The following is a 682-nucleotide window of genomic DNA, read 5'->3' as shown; positions in this document are numbered from 1 at the left end:
TACCACTCCAAGGTCAGCGTAAGCGTATCCATATAAATTCCGGCTATTTCATTCCCATTTATTGTTGCCTTTGCCCAGATAGGAAACTGAATATTATCTGGGTCTTGAGTGGTATCGACGGAATATCGTGTATCGATATCAAGCATTTGTGTGTAATCCAAATCCTGAAACAAAAAGTAGTCTACCGTCGTGACCTCTTCGCTATGCTTTAACTTGCGCACACCATCCGATGAATTCAGCCCACCGTTTAGAGAAACATTCATCGCAATACCCGGAGTACAACTTAATGTAAGTGATGAGCTGTATGTGACACTGCCTTGTACTTCCGCCGCATAAACAGAAGAATGTTCACCAAAATCCAACGTTCCTATTTGTCCAGCTTGCGTTGCGCTCTCTTCTTGTACTGCGCCATTAATCAAACAGCCTGTATCTACTGTTGCTGATACTTGAAAGGTTTCTGTCACATCAGCCAGTACAGTTGAAGAACACCAACTCATCACGACAAGTGAAAAGCCTCTAACAACCAGGGTCACGGTTTACCAGCTTAATGTCACACTGATTGTATCTGAATACGATCCCGCAGTGCTGCTCGTACCGTAAGCTTTCGCAAAAAGCTCAATGGTCTGAGCCGTTGCGGTCGTAAACTCAGTAAGCGCCACCGTTCCATTTTGCACGATTTGGG

1 protein-coding gene and 1 pseudogene are annotated in these 682 nt (G+C 44.6%); both read right to left on the bottom strand.

Annotation, left to right across the window (positions count from 1 at the left end; all coding sequences use genetic code 11):
* The coding region (locus R7Q48_RS27730; RefSeq protein WP_318133494.1) for a spore coat U domain-containing protein at positions 1 to 533 on the bottom strand (533 nt) is incomplete at its 3' end.
* A 3-nt stretch (positions 534 to 536) separates the two neighbouring features.
* Positions 537 to 682, bottom strand: a pseudogene (locus R7Q48_RS27725) (SCPU domain-containing protein); the annotation flags it as partial.

The organism is Vibrio sp. 378 (assembly GCF_033339435.1).
The sequence above is the reverse complement of the archived record's forward strand: the minus strand, read 5'-3'. Positions and strand labels throughout refer to the sequence as shown.